The 24,488-nt window shown below is 74.5% G+C and carries 23 protein-coding genes; 7 read left to right on the top strand and 16 right to left on the bottom strand.

The window, feature by feature from the left end; all coding sequences use genetic code 11:
* Nucleotides 1-18: 18 nt before the first annotated feature.
* From ACVW07_RS10065 to ACVW07_RS10045, 5 genes are all read right to left on the bottom strand, one after another.
* On the bottom strand, nucleotides 19-501 hold the full coding sequence (locus tag ACVW07_RS10065) for an N-acetyltransferase family protein (RefSeq protein WP_456819111.1): 483 nt from the start codon (nucleotides 499-501) through the stop codon (nucleotides 19-21).
* A gap of 20 nt (nucleotides 502-521) precedes the next feature.
* A complete protein-coding gene (locus ACVW07_RS10060; protein WP_456819110.1) occupies nucleotides 522-1,307 on the bottom strand; it encodes a metallophosphoesterase family protein in 786 nt (261 codons plus the stop codon).
* A gap of 2 nt (nucleotides 1,308-1,309) precedes the next feature.
* Nucleotides 1,310-1,957 carry a transmembrane-type terpene cyclase gene (locus tag ACVW07_RS10055; RefSeq protein WP_456819109.1) on the bottom strand — a complete coding sequence of 216 codons (648 nt, stop codon included), beginning with the start codon at nucleotides 1,955-1,957 and terminating at the stop codon, nucleotides 1,310-1,312.
* A 92-nt stretch (nucleotides 1,958-2,049) separates the two neighbouring features.
* Nucleotides 2,050-2,976, bottom strand: coding sequence for a DUF2510 domain-containing protein (locus ACVW07_RS10050; protein WP_456819108.1), 927 nt, complete (start codon nucleotides 2,974-2,976; stop codon nucleotides 2,050-2,052).
* Nucleotides 2,977-3,117: 141 nt separating this feature from the next.
* Nucleotides 3,118-3,627 (bottom strand): hypothetical protein, encoded by a 510-nt coding sequence (locus ACVW07_RS10045; RefSeq protein ID WP_456819107.1) that lies wholly within the window; start codon nucleotides 3,625-3,627, stop codon nucleotides 3,118-3,120.
* 178 nt (nucleotides 3,628-3,805) lie between these two features.
* Here ACVW07_RS10045 and ACVW07_RS10040 point away from each other — a divergent pair, with 178 nt between their 5' ends.
* Complete coding sequence (locus ACVW07_RS10040; protein ID WP_456819106.1) at nucleotides 3,806-4,375, top strand: GNAT family N-acetyltransferase; 570 nt, start codon at nucleotides 3,806-3,808, stop codon at nucleotides 4,373-4,375.
* 94 nt (nucleotides 4,376-4,469) lie between these two features.
* Here ACVW07_RS10040 and ACVW07_RS10035 read toward each other — a convergent pair whose 3' ends face one another.
* Nucleotides 4,470-4,955: an N-acetyltransferase family protein gene (locus ACVW07_RS10035; protein ID WP_456819105.1), complete on the bottom strand. Its 486-nt coding sequence runs from the start codon at nucleotides 4,953-4,955 to the stop codon at nucleotides 4,470-4,472.
* 563 nt (nucleotides 4,956-5,518) lie between these two features.
* Nucleotides 5,519-6,037, bottom strand: coding sequence for a GNAT family N-acetyltransferase (locus ACVW07_RS10030; RefSeq protein ID WP_456819104.1), 519 nt, complete (start codon nucleotides 6,035-6,037; stop codon nucleotides 5,519-5,521).
* 160 nt (nucleotides 6,038-6,197) lie between these two features.
* On the opposite strand from ACVW07_RS10030, the gene ACVW07_RS10025 reads away from it, so the two are divergent.
* From ACVW07_RS10025 to ACVW07_RS10005, 5 genes are all read left to right on the top strand, one after another.
* A complete protein-coding gene (locus tag ACVW07_RS10025) occupies nucleotides 6,198-6,614 on the top strand; it encodes a DUF3224 domain-containing protein (protein ID WP_456819103.1) in 417 nt (138 codons plus the stop codon).
* The gene (locus tag ACVW07_RS10020; RefSeq protein WP_456819102.1) at nucleotides 6,611-7,447 is read left to right on the top strand and encodes an LLM class flavin-dependent oxidoreductase; all 837 of its coding nucleotides are present in this window, start codon (nucleotides 6,611-6,613) and stop codon (nucleotides 7,445-7,447) included. Before ACVW07_RS10025 ends, ACVW07_RS10020 begins: the two co-directional genes overlap by 4 nt.
* Before the next feature lie 81 nt (nucleotides 7,448-7,528).
* On the top strand, nucleotides 7,529-7,900 hold the full coding sequence (locus ACVW07_RS10015) for an ArsR/SmtB family transcription factor (RefSeq protein ID WP_456819101.1): 372 nt from the start codon (nucleotides 7,529-7,531) through the stop codon (nucleotides 7,898-7,900).
* The gene (locus ACVW07_RS10010) at nucleotides 7,897-8,367 is read left to right on the top strand and encodes an SRPBCC family protein (protein WP_456819100.1); all 471 of its coding nucleotides are present in this window, start codon (nucleotides 7,897-7,899) and stop codon (nucleotides 8,365-8,367) included. Before ACVW07_RS10015 ends, ACVW07_RS10010 begins: the two co-directional genes overlap by 4 nt.
* Before the next feature lie 47 nt (nucleotides 8,368-8,414).
* Nucleotides 8,415-9,188 (top strand): class I SAM-dependent methyltransferase, encoded by a 774-nt coding sequence (locus tag ACVW07_RS10005; protein WP_456819099.1) that lies wholly within the window; start codon nucleotides 8,415-8,417, stop codon nucleotides 9,186-9,188.
* Between the two features lie 107 nt (nucleotides 9,189-9,295).
* Here the strand turns inward: ACVW07_RS10005 and ACVW07_RS10000 are convergent, their stop codons facing one another.
* The 6 genes from ACVW07_RS10000 to ACVW07_RS09975 all read right to left on the bottom strand — a co-directional run bounded on the left by ACVW07_RS10000 (nucleotide 9,296) and on the right by ACVW07_RS09975 (nucleotide 16,611).
* Nucleotides 9,296-9,730 (bottom strand): HIT family protein, encoded by a 435-nt coding sequence (locus ACVW07_RS10000; RefSeq protein ID WP_456819098.1) that lies wholly within the window; start codon nucleotides 9,728-9,730, stop codon nucleotides 9,296-9,298.
* A 170-nt stretch (nucleotides 9,731-9,900) separates the two neighbouring features.
* Nucleotides 9,901-10,278: a DUF5655 domain-containing protein gene (locus tag ACVW07_RS09995; protein ID WP_456819097.1), complete on the bottom strand. Its 378-nt coding sequence runs from the start codon at nucleotides 10,276-10,278 to the stop codon at nucleotides 9,901-9,903.
* A 134-nt stretch (nucleotides 10,279-10,412) separates the two neighbouring features.
* Nucleotides 10,413-12,161: a hypothetical protein gene (locus ACVW07_RS09990; RefSeq protein ID WP_456819096.1), complete on the bottom strand. Its 1,749-nt coding sequence runs from the start codon at nucleotides 12,159-12,161 to the stop codon at nucleotides 10,413-10,415.
* 133 nt (nucleotides 12,162-12,294) lie between these two features.
* Entirely contained in the window at nucleotides 12,295-14,820 is a 2,526-nt protein-coding gene (locus ACVW07_RS09985) for a fibronectin type III domain-containing protein (protein ID WP_456819095.1), read from the bottom strand.
* Nucleotides 14,821-15,013: 193 nt separating this feature from the next.
* Nucleotides 15,014-16,273 (bottom strand): RNA polymerase sigma factor, encoded by a 1,260-nt coding sequence (locus ACVW07_RS09980; protein WP_456819094.1) that lies wholly within the window; start codon nucleotides 16,271-16,273, stop codon nucleotides 15,014-15,016.
* Complete coding sequence (locus ACVW07_RS09975) at nucleotides 16,270-16,611, bottom strand: YciI family protein (protein WP_456819093.1); 342 nt, start codon at nucleotides 16,609-16,611, stop codon at nucleotides 16,270-16,272. Before ACVW07_RS09975 ends, ACVW07_RS09980 begins: the two co-directional genes overlap by 4 nt.
* Nucleotides 16,612-16,873: 262 nt before the next feature.
* Between ACVW07_RS09975 and ACVW07_RS09970 the strand changes: the two genes are divergently transcribed.
* Complete coding sequence (locus ACVW07_RS09970) at nucleotides 16,874-20,026, top strand: BTAD domain-containing putative transcriptional regulator (protein WP_456819092.1); 3,153 nt, start codon at nucleotides 16,874-16,876, stop codon at nucleotides 20,024-20,026.
* On the opposite strand, the gene ACVW07_RS09965 is transcribed toward ACVW07_RS09970, so the two are convergent.
* Genes ACVW07_RS09965 through ACVW07_RS09955 form a run of 3 tightly spaced genes read right to left on the bottom strand, consistent with a single transcriptional unit; the run spans nucleotide 19,953 to nucleotide 24,488 of the window.
* Nucleotides 19,953-22,004: an NADase-type glycan-binding domain-containing protein gene (locus ACVW07_RS09965; protein ID WP_456819091.1), complete on the bottom strand. Its 2,052-nt coding sequence runs from the start codon at nucleotides 22,002-22,004 to the stop codon at nucleotides 19,953-19,955. The two genes, ACVW07_RS09970 and ACVW07_RS09965, sit on opposite strands and share 74 nt — an antisense overlap.
* Entirely contained in the window at nucleotides 22,001-22,531 is a 531-nt protein-coding gene (locus tag ACVW07_RS09960; RefSeq protein ID WP_456821061.1) for a phage tail protein, read from the bottom strand. The genes ACVW07_RS09965 and ACVW07_RS09960 overlap by 4 nt, the downstream gene beginning before the upstream one ends.
* Nucleotides 22,532-22,541: 10 nt before the next feature.
* On the bottom strand, nucleotides 22,542-24,488 hold the full coding sequence (locus ACVW07_RS09955; protein ID WP_456819090.1) for a putative baseplate assembly protein: 1,947 nt from the start codon (nucleotides 24,486-24,488) through the stop codon (nucleotides 22,542-22,544).

Below are 24,488 nucleotides of genomic sequence, written 5' to 3'. Positions count from 1 at the left end.
CCCGCGGGTACCAGTTCGTCAGAGCTCGCGCAGCATCGTGTCCGACCCGCCCTCGCGGCCCACCACCACGAAGCCGTGCCGCTCGTACAGGCTCCGCGCGACGGTGTTCCCGTCCTCGACGCTCAGGCTCACCGCCGACCTCCCGGCGTCCCGCGCCCGGTCCAGGATCCCGGCGAGGAGCGCCGCCCCCACACCCCGGCCGCGCGCGCCGGGCAGGACGGCCATGCTCAGCTCGGGGACGTCGTCGGCGACGTAGCCGAACCCGGGTGCGGACGCGGGCAGGGTGCGCGCCCAGACCGCACCGAGCGCCGCACCCGCGTGGTCCACCGCCACGAGCCCGAGGTCGTCAGGGCGCTTCCAGCCGTCGAGGTAGCGGGCGGTGTGCGGGTCGGTGGTCAGCCACTCACGTGTGAACCGGGGCTCGCCCGTCCAGTTGTAGGCCTCCAGCAGCAGGTCGAGCAGCAGGTCGCGGTCGTCGTCGGTCGCGTCTCTCAGGTGCACCGGACCACCGTAGGGCGCGGTCAGGCGTCGACGTAGACCAGGCCGCGGTCGGCATGGGCCTGGCGGAACACGGCCGTGCGGAGCTCGACGGCGTACTGCGCCAGCTCGGGCATCCCGGCCGCACGGGCCACCGCGATCTCCGCCTCGACGTCGAACGGCACGCGCACCACCTGGAGGCCGAACACGTCGGACGCCGTCCCGCCCGGCACACCCTCGAGGATCACGTAGGCGGCGGTCGGCTCGTCGAGCGGGTTGCCGGCGCTGCCGACGTTCAGCAGCGTCCGGCCCTCGCGCACCTCGACGTACACGTCGTGGATGTCCCCGTACGCGACGAGGTCCGGGGGTGGGCCGTCGCCGGTGAGCTCCGTGGTGGCGAACATGCCGTCGAACTCGTCGTCGGTGTGCTGGAAGTGCACTCGCGTGTACACGCTGTGCGCCGACGCGTGGACCAGCCGGATACGCCGGCCGCTCAGGGTCAGGTGGTGCACGAGCGGCAGGCCGCGCAACCACTGCCGGTCGTCCTCGGTGAGCTCGGCGTTCCACCACCTCAGCCCGGGGCTCTCGTGGTCGGGCGGGAGGTCGGGCAGGAAGTCGTCCCAGTTGCCGCGGACCGTCACGGCGCAGCGCGCGCGGCTCAGGGCCACCGCCGCCGACCCCCGCGGCCCCTTCCCGACGACGTCCCCGAGGTTGAGGATCGTGGTGATGCCGCGGGCGTCGATGTCCCGCAGGACCGCCTCGAACGCGGTCAGGTTGCCGTGCACGTCGGACAGGACGGCGATGCGCTCGAGGCCGGGCATGACGGGCATCGTCACACCTCCGTCGGCACGGGCGACGGCCGGACCGGCTCGTGGACCAGGGCGGGCGCACGCCAGACGAGCCACAGGTACACCGCGTCGAGGACCGCGGTCAGCACGCCGAGCCCGAGGATGAACAGCGACCCGTCGACCACCCCGACGAGCACCGTGAACGCCGCCGTGCCGACGAGCTTCGCGACCGCGATGGTGCGGGACTGGCCCCGCAGGCCGCGGCGGGCCACGAACATCGCCACGAACAGCCCGGACATGAGCAGGTTCTGCAGGAACGCGGAGTAGCGGGCCGCGTCGTCCGCGCCGAACTTCTCGAGGAACAGCAGCTGCACCGCGAACGCCGTCACGAACAGGACCACGCTCCACCCGACGAACAGGCCGCGCGTGACGAACCCCGGCAGCTCACCGCGACCGAACCGGAAGAAGGTGACGACGATGACCAGGTCCGCGACCATCCAGGTGGCGTTGACGAACGTCTGCACGTCCACCGACGACAGGCTGTGGACGGTGTAGACGACCTCCCACGCGAAGTTCAGCGCCAGCGCGGCGACCGGGATCGCGTACGTCCGCTGCCGGAACCCGATGCGGATGGCCGCGACGTACACGACGGTCCAGGCGACGCCGCCGACGAGGGTGAGCAACAGGTCCATCGCGCTCCCGGGCGGCTGGGGGTGGGGCCGGGGACAGTCTCCCGGTCAGGCCGCCCTGTCCGCCACCCTGACGCGCCGCGTCATGGTGCGCGTCAGGCGCCCGATGCCCCCCGGCCGCGCAGGCCGCGCCAGAGCAGCCATCCGCCCGCACCGAGCGCCGCGCCGCGCAGGACCACCTGCACGGCCGAGGTGACGGCGATCAGCAGCCCCACCGCGAAGAACACCCAGGGGATCATCCGCATGAACACCGGCGTGGGCATGGCGGCGTGCGCCGGGTCCGCGGGGTCGTAGAACACGTCGACCGTCGAGCCGCGGGACTTGCTGCACAGGTCCGACGACGAGTAGCCCGGTGCCGTGGTGAACGTCTGCCCGTCGACGTGGTACTCCACGTCGATGCCGCAGGTCTGCGACCCGTCGGACGTGCTGCGGGACACGTTCGTCACGGTGCCGGAGGTCCGGATGCCGCCCGGGATCTCGCCCGAGGGCATCACGAGGCCGATCACCAGGGCGACACCGGCGAACACCAGTCCGACCAGCACCCCCTTGATCGCACCACCGAGGCCCGGCCGGCTGTCACCACCGGGCCCGTCGAGGCCCACGAGTCCTTCGGCGACGAGCGCGCCACCCGCGACGGTGTCGACGGTGCGCTGGTGACCGCGGTAGAAGTCCTGGCCCGCGGCCAGCACGCCCCTCTCGTTCACCGCGGCGCTGGCCTGCGTCGCCTGGCTCGTCGCCGCCGTGAGCAAGGAGCCGACGAGCGACCCGATCGCGCCGCCTGCCGTCGGGCCGGCTCCGGCGCCGAACGGCTGGCTCGGCGGGAACCCGTAGCCCGTCGGCGCGGGCCCAGGTCCGAAGCCGGGCGGCATGGTCGGCGCCGGTGCCGGCACAGGCGCGGGCGTGGGCGCCGGGGGCTGGAACGGCCGGGTGTGCGCCGTCCACGCCAGGCCGTCCCAGTAGCGCTCCTGAAGGGCGCCGGACGGGTCCGGGTAGTAGTCCGCGGGCGGCTGTGGCTGGGTCACGCGCCGAACGCTAGGCGCGCCGTCACGCAGGCGTGACGGCCACTCGGGTGGATCGCGGGTGAGTTCCGGGTGGAGTTCGCGGGACCTCGGGCCGGCGGCGTCCGTCGTGCGGCGGTTCGGGTGGTACGTGCCCCGTCCGGGTCAGTGCTGGACGACCTTGAGCAGGATCACGACCGCCCCGAAGCCGCCCGCGATCGCCGTCTCACCGAGCAGCGCCGCGCCGCGTGCCCCGGCCTTGTGGGCCGCCACCGCCGCGGACACCATCAGCAGCAGCACCGTGAACCACAGCGCGCTGATGGCGGCGTCGGACACGTCCTGACCGACCAGCCGGCCGAGCACGAACACCACGAGCGGCGGGATGCTCCCGAACAGCACCCCGAGGTTGTTGCCCAGCGCGTGCCGCAGCCGGTGGCCGGTGCTGTGGTCCGTGTCCTCGAACCGGCCGCCGATCGCGTCGGCGTACACGTGCGCCAGCCAGTAGGTGGCCGACACCAGCGCCGTCGAGATGACGACGTTCTCGCCCGTCTCGGCGTTCGCGCTCGTCACGGCCAGCACGGCGCCGGAGACCACCGCCCCGTACAGGACCTCCGCCGGACCGGTGGAGCGCATGAACTTGTCGAAGCGGTGCACGTGCCTGCGGGGGTGTCGCATGGGCCGCTCCGGGGTCGGCGGGTGGGTCGCGCCCATCGTGGCGCACGGGAAGGTCGGACGGCACCTCGGGTTGTTCCCGTCGGGCTCCGTGCCCAGCGCCGCGGGAGCCGGACCGTCCTGTGGCACCCGTCCGTCCTGGGCCTCGCACCGACCGCGCGCGCTGTGGAACCGTGTCGTCGTGCCCGCCCTCGTCGCCCCCACCCTGCCGCCCGGGACCCTGAGCGGCCGGCCCCAGCCCGAGCTCGCCGTCGACGGGCTCGTGCTGCGGCCCTGGTCCGCACAGGACGTCGACGCCGTGGTCGCCGCCTACACCGACCCCGAGATCCAGCGCTGGCACGTCCGCTCGCTGACGGACGACGAGGCCGCCGCCTGGGTCGCCGCGCGCACCGCCATGTGGGCGTCGGAGACCGGCGCGGAATGGGCGGTCACCGAGGACGGCCGGCTCGTCGGACGCACGGGGGTGAACCGCCTGAACCTGGACGGGGGCGTGGGCGGCATCGCGTACTGGGTGGTACCCGGCGCACGTGGGCGGGGTGTGGCGACCCGGGCGACGACTCTCGTCGCGACGTGGCTGCTCGATCTCGGCGTGCAGCGGCTCCAGCTCGAGCACTCGACGAGGAACGTCGCGTCCTGCCGGGTCGCCGAACGGTGCGGGTTCGGCCTGGAGGGCACCCTGCGGTCGTTCTGGCCGCAGGCGGACGGCCGGCACGACGTGCACATGCACGCTCTGCTGCACCCCGACGCGTAGGTCGAGCGGGCGGCATCGGCGTCGGGCCGCCGTCGTGCCGCGCCAGGTCGTCGGGTCCGTGAGCGCTGCGCCGGGCCCGCGCCCCCGGCCATGCTCACTCCAGGGAGGGAGCCGGTCCCGCCGTCTCGACGAGGAGCCCGACGGGCGCCGCGTAGTGCAGGTTGTCGTCGTCGCGCACGAAACCCTCCGACGCGTAGAGCGTCTGCCCGACGACGTTGTCCCGCCCGGTCTCGAGCGCCACGTACACCGCCCCGATCGCCGCCCCCTCCTCCTTCGCGGCGCGGACGAGCGCGCGACCGGCTCCGGTGCCACGCGCGCCCGGGTCGACGAACAGGTCGTTCAGCACCCAGGCGGGTGCCAGGCTCAGCGACGACCACGTCGGGAAGCACCGGGCGACCCCGACGACGGCGCCGTCCGACTCGGCGACGAGCACGACGCTGTCGTCGCCGAGGATCCGGTGGGCCAGGAACTCCCGGACCGCCTCCGGCGGGTGCTCTCGCCGGTAGAACGCGAGGTACTGCTCGAACAGCGGGGTGATCTCGTCGAGGTCGGCCGGGGTCGCGCGTCGCACGGTGGTCATGAGAGCCATCGTGCCGTCGTCGGGCCGCGCCCTTCAGCCCGTCTCAGGCGATCGGCTCGCAGGTGCAGCTCGCCCGCGGTCCGTGGGCCCGTTCCGTCGTGCGGGTTCGTTCCCTGGCGCGGTTCGGGACTCCGCAGGCCCGGAGCAGCACGCCGACGTCGTCGACGCCCGGTCTGCGGCCTCGTCGGTCCATTCCGCCGCAGCCGCCCCCGGAGGCGGCGGTGTGTCGGGAACCATGCCTAGAGTCCGGCGTATGCCCGACGAGCGCCACGTGCGCCTCCCCGACGGTCGTGCGGTCGTCGTCCACGACACCGGTGAGGCGGGGGCGCCCGCGGTGCTGTGGCATCACGGGTCCCCGCAGACCTGAGCAGGTCGGCCCGTTCTCGCCGAGCGCAGACCTCGGCGACACCAACATCGCGGTCGACAGCGGGCGTCCGGTCGAACGCGATGTTGGTGTCGACAGCCTGGGTGGCCCGGGAGGCCGGAGGCGAGGATCGGCGGCGGGTCGGACGGTGCGTCCGTTCGAGGCGGCGGCCGGCGGGCCGGCGCGTCCGGGAGAGGGGTCAGGTCGCGGTGCTCACCCAGTAGCGGCGCTTCGGCGGGCCGTCGTCACCCTGCACCACGTTCTCCAGCACGCCGCCGCAGCGCTCGATCGTGCGGGCGGACGCGACGTTGTCGTCGTCGCACGTCACCAGTGCGTTCTCGACGCCGACCGTCCGGGCGAGGGCGAGCGACTGGCGCAGGATCTCGGTCGCGTACCCGCGTCGGCGGAACGCGGGCCGGACCGCGTAGCCGATGTGGCCGCCGACACGCGCGAGGAAGTCGTTGAGCTCGTGCCGGACGGACACCCTCCCGACGATGTCGCCGTCCACGACCGCGACGGCGAAGGTGGCGGGCACCCGGCCGGGCGGCAGGTCGACGCCGTCGTGCTCGCGGGCTAGCTGCGCGAGGTAACCGGGCCAGTCGTCGCGGCGGCCGTCGAGCAGGAACTCGAAGCCCTCCGGTGCGAGCTCGTCGTGCGCGGCCCATGCCTGGGACTCGTCCTCGGGGGTCAGGGGGCGCAGCAGCAGGTCGGGGCTCATGTCGGCATGGTTCCAGCCCGCCCGCTCCGCCGCCCCTCTTTTCGGGTCCGGTGGTGCGGCTCGCAGTCGCCCGTCTCGTCGGGGACGCCGGTCGGCGCGGCGGAGGCGGCCGCCGACCCGGCGTGATGCCGGTGTCGGAGGTGGTCGGTACGGTGCCCAGGTGATCGCGGACGGGACATTCCAGGCGGACGGGTTCGGATCGGTGGCGGTCGAGGCGGACCAGGTCCCGACGGCGTTGCTGGTGGGCGTCGCGACGATGGTGAAGCAGTACGCGGGGGCCGTCGAGGGGCGGTCGACCACCTTGTTCACCTCGGCGTTCGACCCCGAGAAGGGGGTCGGCACCTACGTGGCGATGGAGTCGTTCGAGGGTGCTCTCGGCGGCGTCGGCGGCACCTTCAACTACGTCCACGCGGCCACGACCCACGGCACCGACCGGGTGGACCTCGCGTTCTCGATCGTGCCGTCGAGCGGCACGGGCGGCCTCGAGGGGATCACCGGCACCGGCTCCATGAGCGTCGACGAGGACGGCACGCACCGTGTGAGTTTCGAGTACGAGCTGCCGGGGAGGACGTCATGAGGTTCGGGTTCGTCGGGTCGTTCGGGTCCGTCGTCGAGGTCGTCGACATGGCGGTCGAGGCCGAGACGCACGGTTGGGACGGGTTCTTCACCTGGGACGGCGTCGCGCTGGACGGCATGGAGGCGTGGGACCCCTGGGCGGTGCTCGCCGCGGCGGCCGTCCGCACGTCGAAGATCCGGCTCGGTGCGCTGGTGTTCGCGCTGCCCAGGCGCCGGCCGTGGGTGTTCGCGAAGCAGGCGGTCACCGTGGACCACCTCTCCGGCGGTCGGGTGGTGCTGCCGGTCGGTCTGGGCGTGCCCGACGACCGCGCCGTGACGGGCGTGGCGGCCGAGGCCCCGGACCGTCGACGGCGTGCCGAGCTCCTCGACGAGAACCTCGCGATCCTCGAGCACGCGTTCAGCGGCGAGAAGTTCTCCTACGCCGGCACGCACCACACCATCACCGACATGCAGCTGCTGCCCCGCCCCTTGCAGCAGCCGCGCATCCCGGTGTGGGTCATCGGGTCGTTCCCGAGCGAGCGGTCCATGGGCCGGACGGTCCGCTGGGACGGCGTCGTACCGCAGCTGCGGGGCGAGCGGGCGCAGGAGTCGATGACCCCGGCGGAGGTCGCCGAGGTCGTCGCGTGGGTGCGCGCACACCGGGAGCCGGGTCCGGTGCCGTTCGAGGTGGTGGTGCAGGGCGTCCTGCCGGACGACCCGCAGGAGGCGGTGACGGTCGCGCGGGCGCTCGCGGAGGCGGGCGCCACGTGGTTCATCGAGTCGCGGTGGGACCCGAGGACGGCGACGCCGGACACCTTGAGGGAGCGGATCCGGCAAGGGCCGCCCATCCTCTGAGCGTCCGCTCGCTGCGGCATTGACGCGTAGGAAATACCCTACGTATAGTGGTCCACGTGACCATGCCCGAGCGGACCTGACGTGCCCCGCCGCACCAAGGACTCGCCCCTCGACCGGCTCGTCGGCGCCCTGGCGAACCCGACCCGCCGCGACATCCTCGACGCGCTCCTGGACCGCGAGCAGACGGTCTCCGAGCTCGCCGCCCGGTTCGACATGGCCCGCCCCAGCGTGTCGGAGCACCTCGCCGCCCTCCGGGACGGTGGCCTGGTCGACGAGCGCACGAGCGGCCGGAACCGCTACTACACCGTGACGCCCGGCCCACTGCGGGAGCTCGCCGACTGGCTCACCCCGTACGAACGGTTCTGGCGGGGCCGCATGCGCGACCTCGGCACGGTCCTGGACCAGATGCCTGACCCGATGCCCGATCAGCTCGACCACGAAGGACGACGATGACCACCGACCCCACCCTCGACGCGCCGGACGACCCCTCGACGATCACCGTCGACGCGTTCTACCCGCACGCCCCCGAGCGCGTCTGGCGCGCCCTGACCACGCCCGAGCTCATGGCGCAGTGGCTCATGCCGAACGACTTCCGCGCCGAGGTGGGCCACCGGTTCACCATGCAGGGCCGCCCGGTCGAGGCCACGAAGTTCTCCGGCATCGTCGCCAGCACCGTCCTCGCCGTCGAGCCGCCGCGGCTGCTGCGCATCTCGTGGGCCGACGCCGAGGGCGGCAACGCGATGCAGACGACGGTGACGTGGACCCTGCACCCGGAGGGCACCGGCACGCGGCTGCTCCTGGAGCAGGTCGGGTTCGACCCGGACCTCGGCGTCGACCAGCTCTCCCGCCGGTTCATGACCGCCGGTTGGCGCAGCCCGATCCTCAGCCGCCTCGGCGAGCTGCTCGACGCCGCCGCCTAGCGGTATCCGGTCGTCGTGCGCGGTTCGCGGCGGGCAGGATGACCGGCATGACCAGGACGTTCGACGAGCTCGTCGCCGAGGCCGCCGCCGCGCCGATGGAGGGCTGGGACTTCTCCTGGCTCGACGGCCGGGCCACCGAGGAGCGGCCGTCGTGGGGCTATGCCCGGACGCTCGCCGACCGGCTCGGCGGCGCGTCGGCGGTGCTCGACATCCAGACCGGCGGCGGCGAGGTGCTCGCCACGGCTCTCGCCACCACCTCCCGTCGCCCCGCGCTGGTGGTGGCGACCGAGTCGTGGCCGCCGAACGTGGCCACCGCCACGGCGCGCCTGCACCCGCTCGGCGCCGCGCTCGTCGTCGACCCGGACGAGCCCCCGCTGCCGTTCGGGGACGCGGCGTTCGACCTGGTGGTGAGCCGGCACCCCGTCACCGTCTGGTGGGACGAGATCGCCCGCGTGCTGCGCCCCGGCGGCAGCTACCTCGCGCAGCACGTCGGCCCGCACAGCGCGTTCGAGGTCGTCGAGCACTTCCTCGGGCCGCAGCCGCCCGAGACGCGGGACGTCCGGCACCCCGACCACGACGTTGCCCGCGCGACGGCGGCCGGCCTCGACGTCGTGAACCTCCAGGACGCGGAGCTGCGCATCGAGTTCCACGACATCGGCGCCGTCGTCTGGTTCCTGCGCAAGGTCATCTGGATGGTGCCGGGGTTCACCGTCGACGCGTACCTGCCGCAGCTCCACGACCTCCACGAGCGGATCGAGCAGGACGGCCCGTTCGTCGCGCACTCGACGCGGTTCCTCGTCGAGGCCCGCAAGCCGGTCTGACGGTCTGTCGCGCTGCGGCCCGTCCCTCATCGGGAGGCGGCGCGGCGAGGGTCGTGGACGGGACGCTTCACAGGTCACCGGGATCCGCGGGGTCGCGGAGCGGCGTGTCAGGGCGCGAGCAGCGCCGCCCTGATCGCCTCCGCATGGCCGTCGAGCCGGTCCCGGCCGGGTTCCGAGCCCCACCGGGCCGCGATGGTGAACCCGTCCCCGCGGAACCGGGGGATCACGTGCAGGTGCGAGTGGAAGACCTCCTGGAAGGCCGCCTCACCGTCGGCGTAGAAGAGGTTCACGCCCTCGCAGCGCAGGGGCGCCCGCCGGAGGGCTGCGGCGACCTGCCGTGCGACGGCGAACATCTCGGCCGCGAGGTCGTCGGGCAGGTCGCCGAGGTCGGGCAGGTGCGTCTTCGGGATGACGAGCACGTGGCCCTCGGTGACGGGGTCGATGTCCATGAGGGCGAGCACGGTGTCGGACTCCGACACGCGGCTCGACGGCAGCTCGCCGCGGACGATCCGGCAGAACACGCACTCGTCGGAGGTGGTCACGGCAGGATCGTGACAGACGCCCGCTGGCCCGCAGAACCGGTTTCGGGTCGCGACGCCTTCGGGGAGGGCGTGGCGGAACGGCCACGGGCCGCCCTCAGGCCGCGGCGCGCGACGTGCGCCCCGCGAGTGCCCGGTCCGGCGCGGGACCCGCTCGCCGGGACGTGCGGTGGTCAGTCCAGGTGGGCTCCCGCACCCACGGCGTACGCCTCGCGGACCCACTCGGTGAACGTGTCGTCGAGGTCGTCGGCCGACCGGACCCGGAAGTGGTTGACGAACAGCCGGTGCGTGTACGGCGCGACGTTCGTGATCCGCGGATCGGTGTCGACGGGCCGCATCAGGTCGAGGTAGCCGACGACGCCACGGTGGTCGGGCCGGGCGCCGGCGAACCCGCGCCGCGTGCCCTTGAACGTGATCGTCGTCTTGTGCACGGCCACCTCGACGGGCCCGCACGCCTCGATGAGCGCGACGACCGCCCGGTAGAGCGTCACGTGCTCGGGAGGCGCATCCCGGAGGTGGTCGTCGACGGTCCACGTGTGCGGTTCGGTCATCACCCCATCGTGGTCGCCCGCCCGGCCCCCGTCCTGCCGACGGCCGTGTGCCGCGTGCGACGCCGGACGGCCGGCGCCGGGACGGACGGCCCCGCTCCTCGACGAGGAGCGGGGCCGTCCGACCTGCGACCGTCTCAGGGGACGGCGATGCTCCGGCAGCCGACCGTCGTGTTCTGCCGGGTGTCGGTGTCGATCGCGTACAGGCAGACCTGGTGCGTGCCCGGCCCGGCCACGAACGACGTGGTGAACCCGTGCAGGTCGCCCGTGCCCGGGTACGCCCGACCGACGTCCGTACGGACGAGCGACGTGGTGAGCGCGCCGCCCCAGCGGCCGTTGACGTACACGTGCACCTCGATCGGACCTGCGGTGTCCGGGTCGAGGGCCCACCCGCCCAGCGTGACCTTGGAGTCCACCCTGCTCAGCGACTCGAAGTTCCCGAGCGGCAGCTTGTTCGCCACCGTGACGGTGCGGCAGCCGAGCGACGTGCTCGCGCTCGACGTCGTGTTGATCGCGTACGCGCAGACGTTGTGCGTGCCGGGACCGGCCGTGAACGTCGTCGAGAAGCCGTGCTTGTCACCGGTGCCGGGGTACGCGGCCGCGACGTCGGTGCGGACACCCGTCGTGCGGAGCGCACCGCCCCAGGCGCCGTTGACGTAGAGGTGCACGTCGATCGGGCCGGCCGTGTCCGGGTCGAGCGCCCACCCCGAGAACGTCACGGTCAGCCCCTTGGAGGTGAGCGCCTCGACGTTGCCGAACGGCAGGCGGTCCACCGGCGCGGTCACCGTCGCCTTGCGGCAGCCCAGGGACACGTCCACGCCGTAGCTCGGGTCCTTCGTGCGCAGGCACACCCAGTGGGGGCCGGGCGTCGCCGGGAGCGTCGCCGAGTAGCCGTGCTGGTCGCCCGTCCCCGGGTACGCCCGGCCCACGTCGGCGCGTGCCGTCGTGGTGCTGACCGTCGTGGCCAACGCGTCGTCGAGATAGACGTCGATAGCGATCGGTCCCGGGACCTGCGGGTCGAGCGCCCAACCGGCGAGCTCCAGACCACGTGAGGTGCTCGCGAGGGACTCGAAGTTGCCGAACGGGACGGTGCTGTCAGGTCCCACCTCCTTGCAGCCGAGCAGCCTCTTCGACTTGAGGTCCCTCCCCGGCAGGAGCGCCCAGACGCACGCCGAGTGGTAGCCGGGGTCGGAGGGCATCGTGTAGGTGAAGCCGTGCTGCGCGCCCATGCCGGGGTAGGCAGCCGCGACGTCGTAGCGCACCACGTCGGTGTCGACGTAGCCGCTCACGCGGGCGGACGGGAGGCCGGGGTCGTACTCGATGTACACCTTCGCCTCGTTGCGGCCCGACGGCTCCATGGCCCAGCCGCGGAAGGTGATGCCCGACCCCGACCTGCTCATCTCCTCGAAGGTGCCCACCAGCCGATCGAACAGGGGCGGGAGCGTGATGGTCGTGCAGCCCACGTTCGTCTCGTCCAGCCCGGCCGGCTCACCCGGTTCCAGCGCCGAGAAGCAGACCTCGTGCGTACCCGTGGTCGGGGTGGCGATGGACGGCCACCACTCGAAGCTGAACCCGTGCAGGTCGCCCGTCCCCGGGTAGGCAGCGCCGACGTCCGGCCGGACACCGTCCGCGAGCGAGTCGTAGACCGGCTGCAGTTCGCCGTCGATCCTGGCCGCGAAGTGGATCGGGCCGGCGACGTCCTGGTCGGCCACCCAGCCGGCGAAGCTGTACGCGTCCTGACCGGGGATCTGGGTCGCCGAGTCCAGCCAACCGACCGGGCGGTGCGGGCTCGTCGCCGCTTGCGCGGGCGCCAGCGGGAGCAGGGAGAGGGCGCCCAGCAGCGCCGCGACGACGAGGGTGCGCGGGCCACGCAGGGGTGAGCACACGAGGTGCTCCGTTCTGGCCGGTCGGCGGTGACCGCGTGAGCCGTCTCGAGATCCGGCCCGCCGGTCAGTCATCCTGGCACCTACCCGGAGGTCACGGACATGAGTGACACGTTGCGGTTGCGCATCAGAGGCGTCAGCGGACGGCGACCGTGCGGCACCCCAGGGGCTGGTTCATCGTCGGGGTGGTCGAGTCGATCGCGTAGGCGCAGACCTGGTGGGTCCCGGTGCCGGCCGTGAAGGACGTCGAGAAGCCGTGCTGGTTGCCGGTGCCCGGGTAGGCCGCGGCGACGTCGTTGCGCACCCCGGTGGTGCGGAGCGCCCCGCCCCAGCCGCCGTCGACGTAGAGGTGCACGTCGATCGGTCCGGTCGTGTCGGGGTCGAGCGCCCACCCGGAGAACGTGAGCGTCGACCCGGCGGCGGTCAGGGCTTCGAGGTTGCCCAGCGGCAGCTTGTTGGTCACCGTCACGGTCCGGCACCCCAGCGGCTGGTTCACCGTCGGGATCGCCGGGTCGATCGCGTAGGCGCAGACCTGGTGGGTCCCGGTGCCGGCCGTGAAGGACGTCGAGAAGCCGTGCTGGTTGCCGGTGCCCGGGTAGGCCGCGGCGACGTCGTTGCGCACCCCGGTGGTGCGGAGCGCCCCGCCCCAGCCGCCGTCGACGTAGAGGTGCACGTCGATCGGTCCGGTCGTGTCGGGGTCGAGCGCCCACCCGGAGAACGTGAGCGTCGACCCGGCGGCGGTCAGGGCTTCGAGGTTGCCCAGCGGCAGCTTGTTGGTCACCGTCACGGTCCGGCACCCCAGCGGCTGGTTCACCGTCGGGATCGCCGGGTCGATCGCGTAGGCGCAGACCTGGTGGGTCCCGGTGCCGGCCGTGAAGGACGTCGAGAAGCCGTGCTGGTTGCCGGTGCCCGGGTAGGCCGCGGCGACGTCGTTGCGCACCCCGGTGGTGCGGAGCGCCCCGCCCCAGCCGCCGTCGACGTAGAGGTGCACGTCGATCGGTCCGGTCGTGTCGGGGTCGAGCGCCCACCCGGACAGCGTCACCGTCGACCCGGCGGCGGTCAGTGACTCGTAGTTCCCCACCGGTGTCCGGTTGACCACCGACACCGTGCGGCACCCCAAGGAGATGCCCTCCGGGTAGTCGGGGTCGGGCGTGGTCAGGCACACCTGGTGCGAACCGGGAGTCGCCTGCACCGACCCGGAGTAGCCGTGCAGGTTGCCCGTCCCGGGGTAGACGCGCCCGACGTCCGCGCGCGTCGTGGTCGTGGTCATCGTCGCCACCAGCGCGCCGTCGAGGTGTACGTCGACGTCGACGGGACCGGCAACCTGCGGGTCGACGGCCCAGCCGGAGAGCTGGAGGTTCTGGCCCACGGCGACCAGGCTCTCGAAGTTCCCGATCGGGATCGTCGGGTCAGCGCCGACGGTGCGGCACCCCAGCGGCGCGACCGTCTCCTCGAGGTCCGACTTCCTCACCGCACCGACGCACACCCGGTGCCCCCCGGGACCCACCTTGACCGTGGAGGAGAACCCGTGCTGAGCGCCCGTGCCGGGGTAGGCCGCTGCCACGTCGCTCCGGACGACGTCCGTCGGCTGGTACGGGTGGAGGGACTCGAGCTCACCGTCGATCTCGACGACAGCCAGGACGTCGGCGCCGCCGGACGGCTCCAACGCCCAGCCGCTGAGCGTCATCGCCGGGCCGGACCGGGTCAGCGCCTCGAAGTTCCCGACCAGCGGCTGCGTCGGCTCGAACGAGATCGTCGTGCAGTCGAGCCTCGACTGGCGCCGGTATCCCGACGTGTCCACGTCCTCCGCCCAGAGGCAGAGCCGGTGCAGGCCCACGATGTTCGCGCTCGTCGCGCCCGCCCACGTGTACGAGAACCCGTGCTGGTCGCCGGTCCCCGGGTAGGCGGCACCGACGTCGGGTCGGTTGCCGTCGGCGTACACGTCGGCGATCAGCGTGGCATTGAAGTCGAGCTTGAGCAGGACGTGGATGGGGCCGGCCGTGTCGACATCGACGGCCCAACCGTCGATCCGGTATCCGCCCCCGCCCGGGATCTTGGTCGCCGACTCCAGGTTGCCGACCGGCGGAAAGGTCTCGACGCGGGTCGACACGTCCATGCGCGTGGCCGCCGACTCCTGCGTGCCGACGACGGAGCGCACGTCCACGGCGTAGGTCGTGCCCTCGAGCAGCCCTGTCACGACGACCCTCTGGTCGCTCACGCGCACATCGACGAACGGGTTCGTCTCGCCCGGCGCCCAGACGGTCACGTGGTAGCCCGTCGGCCGTGGGCCATTGATGGGCGTCGACCAGGCGACCGTGAAGCCGTGGACGTCGGCCTGGACCACCCAGGTCATTGCCGGCGGGTCCGGCTCCTCCGCCGCGAGCGGTTCCGCGGGGAGCACCTGGGGCGCCGAGGTCGGTTGCGCCTCGGTGCTGGCGTGGGCGTGGGCGGTGTCAGTCTCGTCGGCGTCCGTGACCGCGGTCGAGGAGCCGTCACCGGGCAGCCCGGTGGCGGGTACGGAAGTCATCGCCTCGCTCGGGTCCGCGGTGGAGGCTCCCGCCGGCGCCACGGGGACGAGGGTGAGCGCGCCGAGCAGCAGCGCCGTCGTGAGCGTCCGACGAGCCGTGCGGCCACGGTCCGGGCGCCAGGTGAGGGTGGTCATGGTGCTCCCGGTGGCGGCACTGCCTCCCGGACGGGACGTCGACGGGCCTGGGCGGACCGCGGAAGGGAGCCGAGTTTCTCACGCGGACGCGCCGAGCGTGGCCGGTTCGTAGGCCTTCGGACCGTCGGCGCGGGTGCGCGCCTGCCCGTGCCCGAGCCGGGGGCGTGCGGACCGGACGCGGGCCAAAACGGTCTCAGCCCTGCGGGAGCCCGTCGCGCATCCGCGTGAGGTGCGCCCGCTCCGCGGCGTTGTCCGTCCCGGCGATCGCCGCGTCGTACTCGTCGGCCGCCTCAGCCGCCCGGCCGAGCCGCCGGAGCAGGTCGGCCCGCACCGCGTGGAACACGTGGAAGCCGTCGAGCGGGAGGTCGTCGACGAGCGCGAGACCGGCCGCCGGCCCGTCCACCTCGGCGACCGCGACGGCCCGGTTGAGCTCGACGACCGGGCTCGGCGCGAGGGCGCGGAGCTGGTCGTAGAGCGCGACGACCTGCGCCCAGTCGGTCGACCCCGGGTCGCTGTGCACCGCCTGGATCGCCGCCTGCACCTGGTAAGGCCCGGGACGCCCGCGCCGCAGGCACTGCCGCACGAGCAGCCGGCCTTCGGCGAGCTCGTCGGCGTCCCACCGGTGCCGGTCCTGGTCGGCGAGCAGCACGAGCCCGCGCGCGTCGACCCGCGTGGCGCGCCGCGAGTCGACGAGCAGCATCAGGGCGAGCAGGCCGACCGCCTCGGGTTCGTCGGGCATGAGCTCGACGAGGAGCCGGCCGAGCCGGATCGCCTCCGCGCACAGGTCCTCCCGCACGAGCGCGTCCCCGGCGCCCGCCGTGTGACCGGCGGTGAACACGAGGTAGACGACGGCGAGCACGCCCGCCAGCCGGTCGGGCAGGTCGGCGTCTCCGGGTACCCGGTAGGGGATGCGCGCGTCGCGGATCTTCGCCTTCGCGCGCACGATCCGTTGCGCCATCGTCGCGTCGGGGACGAGGAACGCACGCGCGATCTCCGTCGTCGTCAGGCCGCCGAGCAGGCGCAGGGTGAGCGCCACCTGGGCGGGCTGGGCGAGCGCCGGGTGGCAGCACGTGAACAGCAGGCGGAGCCGGTCGTCGTGCACGGGTCCCACCTCCGGCGGCTCGTCACGGGCGTGCAGCAGGGCGGCCTGGGCGTACCGGTCCGCCCGGGACGACTCGCGTCGCAGGTGATCGATGGCCCGGCGACGGGCGGTCGTGACGATCCAGCCCGCCGGACTGCCCGGCACCCCGTCGGTGGGCCAGCGGCGCAGGGCGACGACGAACGCCTCCTGCACGGCCTCCTCGGCCACCCCGAGGTCGCCGAACTGCCGGGCGAGGACCGCCACGGCCCGGCCGTGCTCCGCCCGGAACACGGCCGCGACCTGCCGCTCGGCGTCCGCCGACCGGTCGGGCGACCGGTCGGGCGACCGCTCCGGCGACCCGTCCGGCGTCATGACCGGAACGGTCGCACCTCGATCGGCAGCGTCGTGGCGACCGCGAGGCGCTTGCCCCAGTCGAGGGCCACGTCGAGGTCGTCCACGTCGATGATCGTGAAGCCCCCGAGATGCTCCTTGCCCTCGGCGAACGGCCCGTCGGTCACGACGACCCGGCCGTCCTGGGCGCGCAGCACGGTCGCCGTGTCCGGCTGGTGCAGCCCGCCGGCGAACACCCACACGCCCTCGTCGCGCATCGTCCGGTCGAGCGCCTCGACGTCCTGGATGATCTGCCGGAGAAGCTCGGGGTCGGGGGTGCCGCCGGTCGGTTCCATCACGCTGAGCAGGTACTGGGCCATGTCTCCTCCTGGTGCCGTGTCCCGGGCGTCTCCCGGCGCTCACCCTCTGGACGAAGGGCGCGGGCCGGGATCGACACCGGACCGGACCAGTCTTGTGGCCGCAGGCACCACGCGCGCGATCGGGCGCGATGCGCCACGCCGGGTCCGAAACGCACATTTTCGCCCACTATGGTGTAGATCACATCCCGGCGATGCTGCCAGGATCGACCCCAGGGCACCCGCGCCGACGAGGTCGGGGGGCTCAAGGGGGTCGGAGGCTGTGATGGCGCAGGGGGGGCGTGCCGTCGTGCTGGCGAGCGCGCCACGCACGCAGTCCCGCGTGCCGGAGACCGGCGGCGTGGTGCGCCGAGCGCTGCTGCAGCGGCTCGACGAGGTCGTGACCAGCAGGTTCGGGCTCGTCGTCGGGCCGCCCGGATCGGGCAAGACGACGGTGATGGCGCAGTGGTCGCGCACCACCGGCCTGCCCGTGGTGTGGGGGCGGTGCACGCGCGCGGGCGTCGTGGTGCGGGCTCCCGGTGCGGGAGCGGCGACCTGCCTCACGCCCCAGGAGCTCGGCCGGATGCTGCTGACAGATGGGCCTGCCCGGGTGTCGGACCGGCTCGCGGGCCGTGGGACCAGCGCGTCCGGCAGTGCCGCGGACCACGTCAGTGACCGCGGCGTCGACCGCGCGACGGATCGCTCCGCGCTCCTCGTGCTCGACGACGCGCACGAGCTGATCGGCCACGCGGCAGAGCGGGACCTCGAGCAGCTCCTGCTCGACGTGCTGCCCGGGGTGCACGTGCTGGTCGGCTCGCGGGTGCGCCCGAGGTTCAACCTGGCCCGCTCGGAGATCAGCCCGCCGACCGTGCTGGCCGCTGCCGACCTGCGGCTGCGGCCGTGGGAGGTCGACCGGCTGTTCCGCGACGTGTACGACGAGCCGCTGACCTCGGAGGACGTCGAGACCGTCTCGCACGAGACGGGGGGCTGGGCCGTCGCGGTGCACCTCTTCCACCGAGCGACCGCGGGCCTGCTCCCTGCCGACCGTCGCCGTGCGGTCCGTGGCCTGCCGGTCGACTCCTGGTACGCGCACGACTACCTGACGGGCGAGATCCTCGCCGGCCTGGACCGTCCGCTCGTCGACCTCCTGCACTGGGGGTCCGCGTTCGACCGGATGACGGGCGCGCGCTGCGACGCGCTGATGGCCACGTCCGGCAGCCGTGAGTGCCTCCGCGACCTGGAGGTCCGCTGGTCGCTCGCCGCCACCGACGACGGCGTGCACTACACGCTGCCGCGCGTGCTGCGCCGCCACCTCCTCACCGTGCAGACCGAGCACCTGGGCAGCGCGGCCTCCTCGTGGCAGCGGCGGGCGGCTCGCATCCTCGAGGACGAGCGCGCCTACGTCGCCGCGTCGGAGGCGTACCGGCGGGCCGGCGACGACGAGGACGTCCACCGCCTGCAGGACCGGGTCACCGCAGCCACCACCGCCGGCCGCGGGCGGGTCGAGGCGTGGGTCGTCGGTCGCCCGGCTGCGGGCACGACGGACGCGACGGGTGCGAACGGCGCGAGGGGCGTGAACGGCGCGACGGGCGCGAACGGAACAGCGGGCACGACGGGCGCGACGGGCGCGAACGGAACAGCGGGCACGACGGGCATGACGAACGCGGCGGGCCCGGTCGGACCGCCCGCCGGGCCGGTGAGCACCTGGGAGGGCGTCGTCCGGGCGGCCACCCACCGGGACCCGGTCGCCGCGGTGCCCGCCGCGGGCGTCCTGACGGGCGCCGAGCGTGCGCTCGCCGAAGGACTGTGCCTCCTGCTCGCCGGGAACCAGCGGGCCGCCCGGGAGCCGCTGCGCCGCGCGGCCGCCGACCCCGACGGCTCCGCGGGCGTGGTGCTGGGCGCGACCCTCGTCGACGCGACCCTCACCGGGTCGTCACGCGCGTCGATGCTCACCACCGCCGACCGCGTGCACGCGGACGCCGAGCGGCGTGGGCTCACGTGGCTCGCGCGCATGGCTCACGGCGTCGTCGTCGCGCTCGACGGGACCGAGCGGGCGCGTGCGGACGTCGCCGCCCTCGTCGCGCACTGCGACCGCATCGACGACCCCTGGGGCGCGGCGCTCATCGCGTCGTGGAGCGGGCTCGTCGCGCTCAGCCAGGGCGTCGGTGACCCCGACGAGTGGGAGGCGCTCGTGCGTCGCTGGCACGCGCTGGACGCCGCTGTGCCGGCCGTGTGGGCCCGCGCCTGCTACGCGCTGACCGCCGCCGAGCACCAGCTCCCCGAGGCCGTCGAGGACGCCCGGTCCGCGGAGGCCTTCGCCCGGTCGGCGGCCGTGCCGGGGGCGCTGGCCGTGGCGTACGCGGCGCTCGCGGCCGGGGCGCAGGACGGCCCGGACTCCGGCGAGCTGGTGGCCCTCGCACGTTCCACGGCCGACGAGCACGGCGTGGACCTGCGCCGGCTGCGGCTCGGTGTGACCGGGACCAGCGTCCGGCGGCCCACCACGTCGGCACCCGGGCGGCGCGGCACTGCGCCGGCGGCGGTGGACGACGAGCGCCCGACCATGCGACTGCAGTGCCTCGGCGAGTTCCGGGTGGTCGTCGACGGCGCCCCCGTGGACCTGTCGGTGGTGCGCCCACGTGCCCGGAGCGCGCTGCGGTTCCTGGCGCTGCACGCCGGCCGGCCCGTGCACCGCGAGCAGCTCGCCGACGCGCTGTGGGGGGAGCTCGACCCGACCGCGGCGATGCACAACCTGCACGTCAGCATCTCGGCGGTGCGCCGGGCCCTGGAGCCGTCGGTCCCCACGCGGAGCAGCCGGTTCATCCTGCGCGACGGCGAGACCTACACGCTGGTGCTCGGACCGGGCGCGGTGTGCGACCACGTCGAGTTCGACCGCGCGTGCAAGGAGGCCGCGCGGGCGCGCGTGCGCGGCGACCTCGACACGGCCGCCGCCCGGTGGCGGGAGGCGCTCGACCTGTACGCCGGCAACCTGCTGCCCGAGGACGGACCGGCCGACTGGGTGGTCGGCCCACGGGACCGGGTCCGCGCGCTCGCCGCGGAGGCGGCAGCCGACCTCGCCGAGGTGGAGCTCGAGGCAGGCCGGTTCGAGTCGGCAGTGGCCGCAGCCACCCGCAGCATCGAGCTCGACGAGTGCCGCGACCACGCGTGGCGGCTGCTGGTGGCCGCCCTCACCGCGGCGGGCGACACCGCCGCCGCGCACCGCGCACACCGCGGCTACACGGCGATGCTCGACGACCTGGGTGTGCTCGACGCCCCACGCCGCACCGGCTCGGCGGCGCTCGCCGGCCGGGTCACCACGGTCGGCTCGCCGACCCCGCTGCCCCGGGGGGCCGGCGCCACCGCCGAGCTCACGTCCGCCCGCGGAACTCCACCTCCGCGATCGCCACGCTCGTCTCCGGGGTCGCCCGGTACGTCTCGCTGATCGCCAGCCGGATCCCCACCACGTCGTCGATCCCGAACGACGCGTCCTGCAGCCCGACCTTGTCCTGCAGCGGCACCTCGACGGTCTGCTGCGTCCCTGCCGAGGTGACGGCGGTCAACGTCAGCGTCTTGGGGCTCGACCCGGCGAGGAAGTCCTTCTCGACGTCCGACGAGCCGGGGATCACGAGCATGCGGGTCAGCCGGAACGGCTCCGCGAACGTGAAGTCGACGAACTGACCGACCCCGTCACCCGGCACCGCCGGGCTCCACGACAGGTTCGTCGCGCCGTCGCGGATCTTGCCGGCCTCGTGGCCGGGGGCCTCGCTCGACGCGACCTCCTGGGTCGGGTTGACCGCCACGTTCCCCTGGACCCGGTCGAGCAGCGTGATCCGTCCCCGGTCGATCTCCGGCCGGAACGCCATGACGAGCGCGACGATGGCGCCGATCGTGACGATCGCGACGACCGGCCGGGTGGGGAACCGCCGCCGGGCGCGCGGCCGGTAGCCGGCGTCAGGCCCTCGCTTCGGGTCGGGACGCCACAACCGGCTCCACCACGACCGCTGGGTCTGCACCTTCGCGTCGACGAGGCTCGTCCCGCAGCGGCGGCAGAACTTGCGGTTCGGGGTGTTGCCCGCACCGCAGCTGCCACAGATGAGGTCACCCGGGGCGGGCGGCGGCTCGTCGACGGCGACCTTCTTGGGTGCCGGGGGCGGCTTGGGCACGCCGGGGCGCACGGCGGCGGGCTGCTGCGCCGCGGGCGCCGTGGGGGCCGGCGGCGGGGGCGGCGGTGCGACCATCGCGGCGGCCGCGGCGATCCGGGCGTCAGGGGTCTGCGGCGGTGGCTGGGGAGTCGTCGGCCGGACCGGGGCCTGGCCCGGGCGGATCGCGGCCTGCCCCGGGCGGACCAGGCCCTGGACGGGGGGCTGGTCCGGACGGGTCGCAGCGGGCGCTGTGCCCGTCGCGGCGGCGGCTGTGGCGATCGCCTCGGTCTCTGCCGTCGGGCGGACGCGCTCCGTGGCCGGCGGGCGGCCGGCGGACGTGTGGCTGCCGGGCGCTGTGCGGGGTTCGGCGGCGGGTGCGGCGCTCCGTGTGTCGGTCGGTGCGGTGGTCGACGTCGCCGAGGCTGTGGCGGGAGGTACCGCCGGGGGTGTGCTGGTCGGTGCGGCGGACGGCGTCCCTGAGGCCGTCGCGGGAGGCAGCCCGGGGGACGTGGCGGACGGTATGGCGGCGGTTCCCGCAGCCGTGGCCGTGCTCGCCGCGGCGGCTGCTGTCGCTGCTGCCTGCGCGTTGCGCTCCGCCGCCGCTCGGCGAGTCTCCGGCGCCGCGTGCGGTGGTGGGGGAGCCGCCGGGCCCGAGGCCGCGGTGGGTGGCGCGTCGGCGAGCGCCACCCCGGCGGTGTCGCCGAGGTGTGAGGCGACGCGCGGGTGCGGCACGTCGCGGCCGGTGTCGGTGCCGGTCTCGGCGACCGGGTCCGGGACCGGCGGGCGGGCGGCGTCGGGCACCTGTGCGGGGGCGGTGGGTGCGGCCGCCTGGCCCAGGCCGGACTCGGCGGCGACCGTCTCGGCCGGAGCGGGTCCGGCGGCGAACCAGTCCGCGGTCGGCGGCGCGGGATGGGCCGCTCCAGCCGTCGGCTCGGTGGCGGCGGCGGCTGGAGCGGGTGCGGCACTGGCGGAGCGGGTCGGCCCCGCGACGAGCGGCTCCCCGGCGACCGGCTCGGGGGCGGGTGGCTCAGGGGCGAACGATCCGGCCAGCGGTCCTGGGGCGTGCGATTCCGCGGCGAGCGGCTCGGCGGCGAGCGGCTCCGGGGCGAGCGGCTCGGCGGCGAGCGGCTCGGCGGCGAGCGGCTCCCCGGCGAGCGGCTCGGTGCCAGCCTCGGCGGCCGGCGCGCTCGTCTCGCTCCACTCCAGGTAGGTGCCGCAGCCGCCGCAGAACAGCTCGCCTTCCTCGTTCCGGGTCCCGCACTCCGGGCACACGATCACGACGCCACCTCCTGAACCTCGAGCGTGTGCGGCACGTGGGCCGCCTTGACTGCCGCGATGACCCGTTCCACGCGACGTCTGTCCACGGGCCCTGCGGCCCGCACCACCACGGTCATCGACGGCGTCGCCGAGCCGGGCAGGTTCCCGTGCGGCGCGGGCGACCAGGCCGACCCGCCGCTGTCCGTCACCTCGACCTCGCCGTCGACGACGAGCCCCACCGCCTCCGCGACGCCCCGGGCCGTCCCTCGCCAGCGGTGCACCGCCGCCGCACGCGCCACGATGTCCCGCCGGCGCTGGGTGGTCCACGTCTGGTCGGGCTCGATGCCCACCCATCCGCACAGCCACTCGAGGAAGTCGTCGGGCGCGAGCTGCGGGTCGAGGTAGCACGCGAGCGAGTCGAGGGTGAGGAACACCGGGGCGAGCATGTCGTCGAACGCCGCCACGAACCGCTGCAGGAAGTCGTCGTCCTGCAGCACCACGGGGAGCCGCCCGGCGACCGGCACCGGCGACTCGAGCCCGTCGACCATCCCGCGCACGTCAGCTCCCCGCCACGACGCGCACCTGGTGCCGGAACGAGAAGCACAGGGCGTGCTTGTCGATGTCGATGCGCTGCACGGGGTCGCCGCGGCGGCCGGTGAGCGGGTCGGCGGCGAAGAGCTTGACGTCCTCGACGATCTCGGTGCCGGGCAGCCGCTGGAGCACCGCGTACACCTCGCCGGCCTGCACGGGCCGCCCGAAGGGCCACCCGTCGCCGTCGGGTCCGCCGCGCAGCGGGTCGAAGTACCGGTTGAGCGCGCGGACGGCCTCCGCCTCGAGCATCGGCACGGCCGCGCGCGGGCGGGGCGACAGCCGGGCCACCACGGTGACGCCCTGGTAGAAGGGCGGCTCGACGATGACGCGGGCGCCGACCGGGCGGCGCTCCTCCAGGTGCTCGGCGATGGCCGCGAGCGAGTCGGGGGACGGCACGAGGTCCTCGAACCGCAGGGCGCCCTCGGCGTCGGGCTGTGCGGCCGGCACGACGAGCACCCGGATGGCCCCGGCGTCGGCGCCGTCCCCGGCGGTCACCGCCCGCACGCGGGCCACGTCCACGGCGGCCGCACGCGCCAGGTGCTCGTAGTCCTCGGCCGTCACGGCCCGGTCGCGCACGCGCAGCGCGAGCGGACCGCGCTCCTTCGCCTCGTCGACCGTCTCGGCGGCGACGCCGCCCGCGGCGGCCCGCCGGTTCGACACCCGGTCGACGAACGGCAGCCCCCCGCGCAGCACCTGGACCGTGCCGGGGGCGACGTTGCCGTCCGGCCCTCCGCCGGTGCGGTACCGGGGCAGCCGCAGCGGTGCACCCTTGGGCGGGATCGCGCCGTACATCCGCAGCGTGCCGTCGGGCTCGCGCACGGCGGGTGCGAGCTGGAGCTCGCCGGCGGCCCGGTCCAGCACGAACACCTCGTCGTCCGGTCCGTGGCCCGCGAACGAGTCGACCTCCGTCCACTGGGCCCAGCCGGAGCCGGTGGCGACCTCGAGGATCGTCGGCGGCCCGGCGACGACCGGCCGGTGCTCCAGCGGGAACGCCTGCCCGGGCACGCCCTCGGAGAGCCCGACGACCTCGTCCCGGACCGTCTCCGCGTGCACGGCGGGCACGGTGCCGCCGATGGTGAACGCACCGGCCTCCCGGACCGTGGGGGACGCGCCGTACGTCGGGTAGCCCTCGTCCGGCTCGGTGACCCGGCACCGCAGCCACCCGGCGCGCTTGCCGCCGAGCACCGACGCGGTGTGCGTGGCCGGGACGTGCAGCACCACGTCGCCCGCGCGGTTGAGGCCGCCCGTGCCGTCGCTGTCCACGTCGCACGTGACCCAGCCGCGCCCGTCCCAGGCCTCCCACACGAGCGGCGGCCGCCGGGGGTCGACGCCGACGCCCTGGACGTTGCAGTCGAACCGCAGCGCCACCACGCACGACGGCGCGGGGTTGTCGAGGCCCAGCAGCAGCGCGTCGTCGACCTGCGGGATCTCGGCGAACACCGGGAACGAGTCGCCGGAGGCGAGCTGGTCGTCGCGGCCGACCTGGTCGCCGCCCGGTCGCTGGGTCGCCACGTGCCGCAGCGTTCGGGGCGGGATCTCCAGCGGGCGCGTGGTCGTGAACACGACCGCCTCGTCGCGCTCCGTGCGGTTCGTCGCGGCCTCCGTGCCCTCCGGGACGACGACGACCTCGTCCTGCGGTGCGGACAGCCACATGACCAGGTCGACGTTGGCGGCGCCGGCCGGGTGCAGCGTGACGCCGAGCAGCTCGAGGAACGCCACGTACAGCCGGTCGGGCACGCGGTTGAGCCGGTAGAAGAGCTCGTCGGCCATGAACGCGACGGTCTCGATGAGCGTCACGCCCGGGTCGGACACGTTGTGGTCCGTCCACTCGGGGCAGCGGCGCTGCACCATGCGCTTCGCGTCGTCCACCAGGTCCTGGAACCGGCGGTCGTCGAGGTTGGGGGAGGGCAGCAC

The organism is Cellulomonas sp. URHB0016, from assembly GCF_054057935.1.
This window is presented reverse-complemented; position numbering and strand designations above follow the sequence as displayed.